5 protein-coding genes are annotated in these 6,000 nt (G+C 63.0%); 1 reads left to right on the forward strand and 4 read right to left on the reverse strand.

What is annotated here, in order from left to right; translation table 11 throughout:
• Positions 1-32 precede the first annotated feature (32 nt).
• A complete protein-coding gene (locus AUR66_RS09375; protein ID WP_058572175.1) occupies positions 33-464 on the forward strand; it encodes a disulfide bond formation protein B in 432 nt (143 codons plus the stop codon).
• A gap of 24 nt (positions 465-488) precedes the next feature.
• Here the strand turns inward: AUR66_RS09375 and AUR66_RS09380 are convergent, their stop codons facing one another.
• The 4 genes from AUR66_RS09380 to AUR66_RS09395 are packed head-to-tail and all read right to left on the reverse strand — an operon-like array spanning position 489 to position 5,859.
• Positions 489-1,949 (reverse strand): DASH family cryptochrome, encoded by a 1,461-nt coding sequence (locus tag AUR66_RS09380; protein ID WP_058572176.1) that lies wholly within the window; start codon positions 1,947-1,949, stop codon positions 489-491.
• 54 nt (positions 1,950-2,003) lie between these two features.
• Positions 2,004-2,525, reverse strand: coding sequence for a DUF7344 domain-containing protein (locus AUR66_RS09385; RefSeq protein WP_058572177.1), 522 nt, complete (start codon positions 2,523-2,525; stop codon positions 2,004-2,006).
• An 8-nt stretch (positions 2,526-2,533) separates the two neighbouring features.
• Positions 2,534-4,543, reverse strand: coding sequence for a SpoVR family protein (locus AUR66_RS09390; protein ID WP_058572178.1), 2,010 nt, complete (start codon positions 4,541-4,543; stop codon positions 2,534-2,536).
• The gene (locus AUR66_RS09395; RefSeq protein WP_058572179.1) at positions 4,540-5,859 is read right to left on the reverse strand and encodes a YeaH/YhbH family protein; all 1,320 of its coding nucleotides are present in this window, start codon (positions 5,857-5,859) and stop codon (positions 4,540-4,542) included. The genes AUR66_RS09390 and AUR66_RS09395 overlap by 4 nt, the downstream gene beginning before the upstream one ends.
• Positions 5,860-6,000: the final 141 nt, after the last annotated feature.

Genomic DNA, 6,000 nt, shown 5'->3' on the forward strand with positions numbered 1-6,000 from the left:
GGGGCGCGCGACAGGTCCGACGGAGGCCGACCGTGAGCGATTCGATACGAGCGATGCTCGCCGCGGGCACACTCGTCGCACTCGGCGCGACGGCGGGCAGTCTCTACTTCAGTCTCGGACTTGGACTCGCGCCCTGTGACCTCTGTTGGTACCAGCGCATCCTGATGTACCCACTCGTCGTCGTCCTCGGAGTTGCCGCCGTCGAAGACCGAGGCGGTGTCTGGAAGACGGTGTTGCCGCTCTCACTCGGCGGTGCGGCACTCGCGGGGTACCACACATACCTGCAAATCGCACCGGGCGCGACCTGTACCGTTGGCGGGCCGTGTACGAGTATCCAGTACCCGATGCTCGACGGACTGCTGACGATTCCGCGACTGTCGCTCGTCGCCTTCGTGCTCCTGACGCTCCTGTCGGTCGGTGTCGCGTGGTTCAACAAACCGAGCGACAACATGTGGGTCGCCTGAGCGCGCTTCAGGTCGTTCGCCGACCTACCTGAGTTTCTCGTAGGATTTCTCGAGGTGTATCATCGGTTCGGGGTAGTCGACACCTAGTTCGACACCGTACTCGGCCTGTTCTGCGGGCGTCATCGTCCACGGTTCGTGGGCGTACTTCGGCGGGAGGTCAGCGAGTTCCGGAATCCAGTGTTTCACGTAGGCAGCGTCGCCGTCGTACTGCCGGGCCTGTTTGACGATGTTGAAATACCGGTCCCGCGAGTCGTTGCCGACGCCTGCAATGTACGCCCAGTTGCCGTAGTTCGACGCGGGGTCGTAGTCGACGAGGTGTGTCTCGAAGTACGCCGCGCCGCGTCGCCAGTCGAGGCGGAGGTTGTTCGCGAGGAACGACGCGGCGTTCTGCCGACCACGATTCGACACGTACCCCGTCGTGTTCAACTCCCGCATGTTCGCATCGACGAAGGGGATGCCCGTCCGGCCGGACGCCCAGCGCTCGAACTGTGTGTCGTCGGCCTGCCAGTCGATGTCGGTTCGGTGCCTGATGCCGCCACGCTGGAAGAACTCCGACCCGTGCTTGGCGAACTGGAACTGGAAGAAGTCGCGCCACCGGAGTTCGAACGTGAGCCAGTACGTCGAGTCGTTCGCGACACGCAGGTCTTCGTAGCGGTCGACTTCGGCCTGCACGTACCGAGGCGAGAGACACCCCTCGTTCAGCCACGGGGAGAACTTCGAGGAGTAGTCTGACCCGAGCATCCCGTTCCGCGTCTCTTTGTACGCCCGGAGGTGGTCCCCCTCCCAGATGTACGACTCCACTCGGTCGAGTGCTGCTGTCTCACCGCCGTCGAACGGAAGGACGCCTCGGTCGTCACGTGTCGGCGGTGCGAGTGTCGAGTCGAGGTCAGAGACGGTCGGGATGTCACCCGCGTTGGGTGCACCCACCGGCAACGAGGGTATCTCGGGTATCGGACTCGGTGGCCGAATCTCAGACTCCGCTTCGACTGCTTTCCGGAACGTCGTGTACGTGTCCGGCACGTCGGCGAGGTCCATCGGCAGGTCGTCGACGTGGGTGAGCGTGTGGCCCCAGAACTGTCGCGACTCGACTCCCGCCTCGTCGAGCATCTTCGTGACTGCTGTTTCGACCTGTCGCTCCTCGGCCGTCGGCCACGTATGCATCGTGACGACGTCGGCGTCGACGGCGTCTGCGAGCGAGGAGAGCACAGATTCTGGGTGCCCCACGCGGACCACGAGTTCGCTCCCGCGGTCACGGAGCGACGACCTGAGGTCGGCGACCGATTCGAGGCGGAAGCGGGCACGGTGTGCACCGGTCTTCTGGAACACGAAGGAGTCGGTGCCGCCAAAGTCGCAGGGGCCGTAGTCTCGTGGGTCGAAACAGTAGACTGGGACGACGTGGTCTGCCTCGCACGCCGCGGCGAAGGCGTCGTTGTCGTGGAGGCGAAGGTCGCGTCGGAACCACACGAGCGCAGTCGAAGCAGGCATCTCAGCGGCGCTTAGGACGGTGGAACCTTGAGTCGAGCGGCCGTTTCACCGGGATTACATCCGGCCTCGTGACGCGAGGCCGAGTTCCGCCCCAGTGACCAGAGTGACGAGAACGAGCGCCACGATAGCGACCAGTCGCGGGTCGACACGGTCGATGACGGGCATCCCCATCCAGCCTGCGAAGACGAGTGCGAGACCAGCGAGACAGGTAGTGAACGTGAGCATCGCGAAGGACGACTGGACGGTGTCGTCGACGAGGTACGGTTCGAGTTCGACGGCGCTCGTCCCGAGTGAGACGACTTTCGCCGACGAGTCGTAGGTGACGATGTGGAGCGTATCGAGTTTCGGGAGGTGCGTCTGGTGCAACGAGATGTAGACGCTCTGGCGAACGTTTCGCGGCGGCGGTGACTCACCGGACTCCACTTCGGCGATGTGTTCGGCGAGGTCACCGACGGCCTGTTCGTCGTCAGTGTCTCGAAGTCGTTCGAGGACGAGTCGGCGTCGTTCGTTCCGGAGCACGTCGTGGATGACCGCCTCGTCGAGCGTCCTGTCGGCGTGGCGGTCAGCGAATCCCATCTCCCTGCTCAGAGCCAGTCATCGGGCTTCGTGTCGTAGTCGATATCGCTCGCCGCGATACGCGCTTCGAGTTCTGGGTCCAGGTCCCTGACGGTGAACTCGGTTCCATCGTACCGGATGCGAATCGCGCGCTCTACCGGCGTCGGTTCACGCCCGCGGCGACGGGCGACTTCTACTTCGTGTTCGTCGAACTCTTTGACGATTGTCATCAGGTTGACCGGGCGGCCCCACAGGTGGTAGACCCGTTCGATGACACCGCGGGCCTGCTTCACGTCGAGGATGACGCCGTTGTACTGGTGGCCGAGCAGTAGTTCACCGCGGTTGTCGAAGTTGCCGTCGTAGACGGCGATAGTCGGCTTTCCGAAGTTCGTGAACTGGAACAGCAGTTTCTTCTTCACGTCTTCGTACTGCGTCGACGAGACGCGGAACTGCCGCGACGACTGGGAGAACTCGTACGCGAAGTAGTGGTTCACGCGGACGAACTCTTCGGTGAGGAACGCGTCGAGGAACGTCACGTCGTTGTGACTCTCGCGAATCTCGCGCATGCGGTCCCACCCCGTGGCCTTGTCCACGTCCGCGATGGCGTCTTCGACAGTCTCGTACAGTTCGTCGTCGAACATGTACCGGGACAACTGTTCGAGTTCGGACCGGCGGATGCGCCGGAGGAATCCACGGTTCTGGGGTTTGACGAGCGAGTAGTGTCGCGCCGCGAGACCCTCGTACGAGAGCACTTTCCACGGGTACGCGTCCACGTGGATGGACTCGTCACCCGAGAGCGCTCTGTCGAGCATCTCGTGGTCCACTCGCGGGTCGTCCGGGCCGAGTGCGGCGAGTTCGTCCAGCGAGTCGGCGTCGACGCCGTCGACGACGGGGTCGGTCCGGAGCAACGACTGCACCTCGTCGAAGTCGACGACTTCGTGGAAGTTGCGCCACGTGATTCCCTCGACGCGGAGCAGTTTCTCGGCGACTTCGGCGCGGTTCGTCGTGTTCTCGATGTACTCCCAGAGTTCCTTGCCCAACTTGTACGGGTTGAGGCCGGGCGACCCGAGGACGCGCGACTGGTGGTCGGCGTACGTGATGAACTCGTCTGTGCCGGCGAACCGTTCGTCGCCCATCATGAGCGACTCCCAGTAGGCGGCCCACCCTTCGTTCATGACTTTCGTCATCTTCTGGGCGGCGAAGTAGTACGCCTCTTCGCGGAGCATGTCGAGGACATCCTTCTGCCACGGTTCCATCTCCTCGGCCTTCCCCGTCTCTTCGTCGAAGCGCATGCCGTGTTCGCGGATGTACGCGAGCACGTCTTTCCGTGGGTCGGTGAGTTTCGCGGCCTCACGTTCGGCCTCCTCGATTCGGTCCATCCACGCTTCGTCGAACACCTCACGGCGCACGTCGTCAGAGATGTTCAGGCTCTTCAGTTGTGAGCGGATGTCCTCGGGAATACGGCCGTCGTCGTCTTTGGCCGCCTCGCGAATCGACCGGTGTTGGTCGATGGTGTCTTCGAGACAGAGAATCGCGTCGATGAACTTCTCGACTTCGTCGCGACTGATGTCGGGGTTCTGGACGTAGCGCTCTATCGATTGTGCGTGCCGTTCGAGCATCGCGGCGGCGTCGAACTGCCCCTCGTCGGAGAACAGGCCGAACCACTGGTTCTTGTTGAAGAAGTCCGAGTGGGCCTCGACGTGGGTGATGACGGCTTTCTGGTCGGCCAGCGAGTTCGACTCCTGTAAGAAGGCGTTCGCTGGTTCGTCGTTGTTGACGATTTCGAACGCCTTGCCCATGCCGAACTGGTCGGTCTTTCGTTGCCGGTCGTAGGCCATCCCCCACCGCCAGTGTGGGTACCGTTCTTGGAACCCACCGTAGGCGATGAGTTGGTTCATCTCGTCGTAGTTGACGACCCAGTAGTTCACCGGGTACGGGTCTAACCCGAGTTTCCGGGCGAGTGCACCCGCTTCGCGAACCGGTTCGTCGAGGCGGGCGGCCTCTTTCTGTGCGTCTCTGCGGTGTCGTCTGAAACTCATTCTACTGTCGCCTCCGTGCTGAGGATGCGGTATATCGCGTCGATGACGTCGTCGGGGTCGGAGACGTACGCGACGACGACGTTGCCCTCGTCGCCGAGGGTCCGTTCGACTTCCTCGGCGTGGGTCGCGTTGATGGCGGTCCCACCGGGTTGGGTCTCGACGTACGCGTGGAGATTCGCGTCGATATCCTGCATCATCGGGATGACGCGTTCTTTGGTATCGTTCGAGGAGTTCTCGGAGTCGCCGGCGGCGAAGACGTAGCGGTTCCACTCGCGCCACGGGTAGCGCTCTTCGAGTACCTCTTTGGCCAGTTCGTAGGCCGAGGAGATGCGCGTCCCCCCGCCCGAGCGAATGCCGAAGAACTCGTCGCGTTCGACTTCCCACGCCTCCGCGTCGTGAGCGATGTAGACGAACTCGGCGTGGTCGTACTTGCCCGTGAGGTACCAGTCCAGTGGCGTGAAGGTGCGCTCGACGAGTTCGCGCTTCGTCTCGCGCATCGACCCCGACACGTCGCGGATGTTGACCACGACGACGTTCGAGCGCTTCTTCTCGATTATCTCGGGGTGACGGTAGCGTTCGTCTTCACGGCGGAAGGGAATCTCCTTGAGGCCGTCGCGGCGGATGCGCTGGACCGTCGTCGTTCGCTCGACGTTCGCTTCCATCTCCTCGAAGGAGGCCCACGTGTCACGTTCGTCGTCGGGGATGCGCGTCCACTCGTCGTCGACCCACGCCAGTGAGACGAGGATGTTGTTCTCGCGGCACCAGCGGTAGACGTCGTCCGGCGTGGTGTCTGCGACTTTCATCGCCTCGCGGACGAAGTCTTCGTCGAAGTCCATCGCCAGTTTGCGCTTGAGACCCTCTTTGAACAGGCGCTCGAAGTCGAGGGTGCTGTGCGGGCCACTCCGGGTGATGTCGGTGAAGTCGCCTTCGACTTCCTCGATGACCTCCTTGCCCTTCGGTTCGAGTTGGAGGCCGAGTTCCTCGTCGAGGGCCTCCGCGAACTGCTCGGGGTCCATCTCGTAGTACTCGTGTTCGGCCCCTTCTTCGCCGGGTTCGCCCTCGTCACCTTCGCCGGGTGCGGGTTGTGGTTGACCGAGCGGTTGCCCGACGTCGGGCGTTCCACCCTTGCCTTGGCCGACGCCGCCCATGTCGAGGCGGTCGTAGCGGAACTCCGGGAGGTCTACGACCTTGATTGGTATCTTGATGTCTTTCGCGCCGGACGCGCCGAGGTCACCGTAGGAGATGAACTCCTTGAGGTCTTCGCGGCGTTGTTCGCCGACTTCGCGGAATCGTTCGAGGTCGTCTCTCAGTCCCATGTGTGGCTCACCTCCTTCATCACGACGCGACTCGTGAGTTCGGCAGACGCGGCGGAGTAACCGCGGTGTCTCATCTCGTCGATGGTTCGTTCTTTGACGCGGGCCGTCTCGGTGTTCGCCGGCGGGTCGTCCCACTGTCGC

This window comes from Haloferax profundi (assembly GCF_001469865.1).
Taxonomy (GTDB): Archaea; Halobacteriota; Halobacteria; order Halobacteriales; family Haloferacaceae; genus Haloferax; species Haloferax profundi.

Bases quoted from the DNA above. Each gene is read 5' to 3' on its own strand.
- AUR66_RS09380 (WP_058572176.1), bottom strand. From the start codon at position 1,949: ATGCCTGCTTCGACTGCGCTCGTGTGGTTCCGACGCGACCTTCGCCTC.
- AUR66_RS09385 (WP_058572177.1), bottom strand. From the start codon at position 2,525: ATGGGATTCGCTGACCGCCACGCCGACAGGACGCTCGACGAGGCGGTC.
- AUR66_RS09395 (WP_058572179.1), bottom strand. From the start codon at position 5,859: ATGGGACTGAGAGACGACCTCGAACGATTCCGCGAAGTCGGCGAACAA.
- AUR66_RS09390 (WP_058572178.1), bottom strand. From the start codon at position 4,543: ATGAGTTTCAGACGACACCGCAGAGACGCACAGAAAGAGGCCGCCCGC.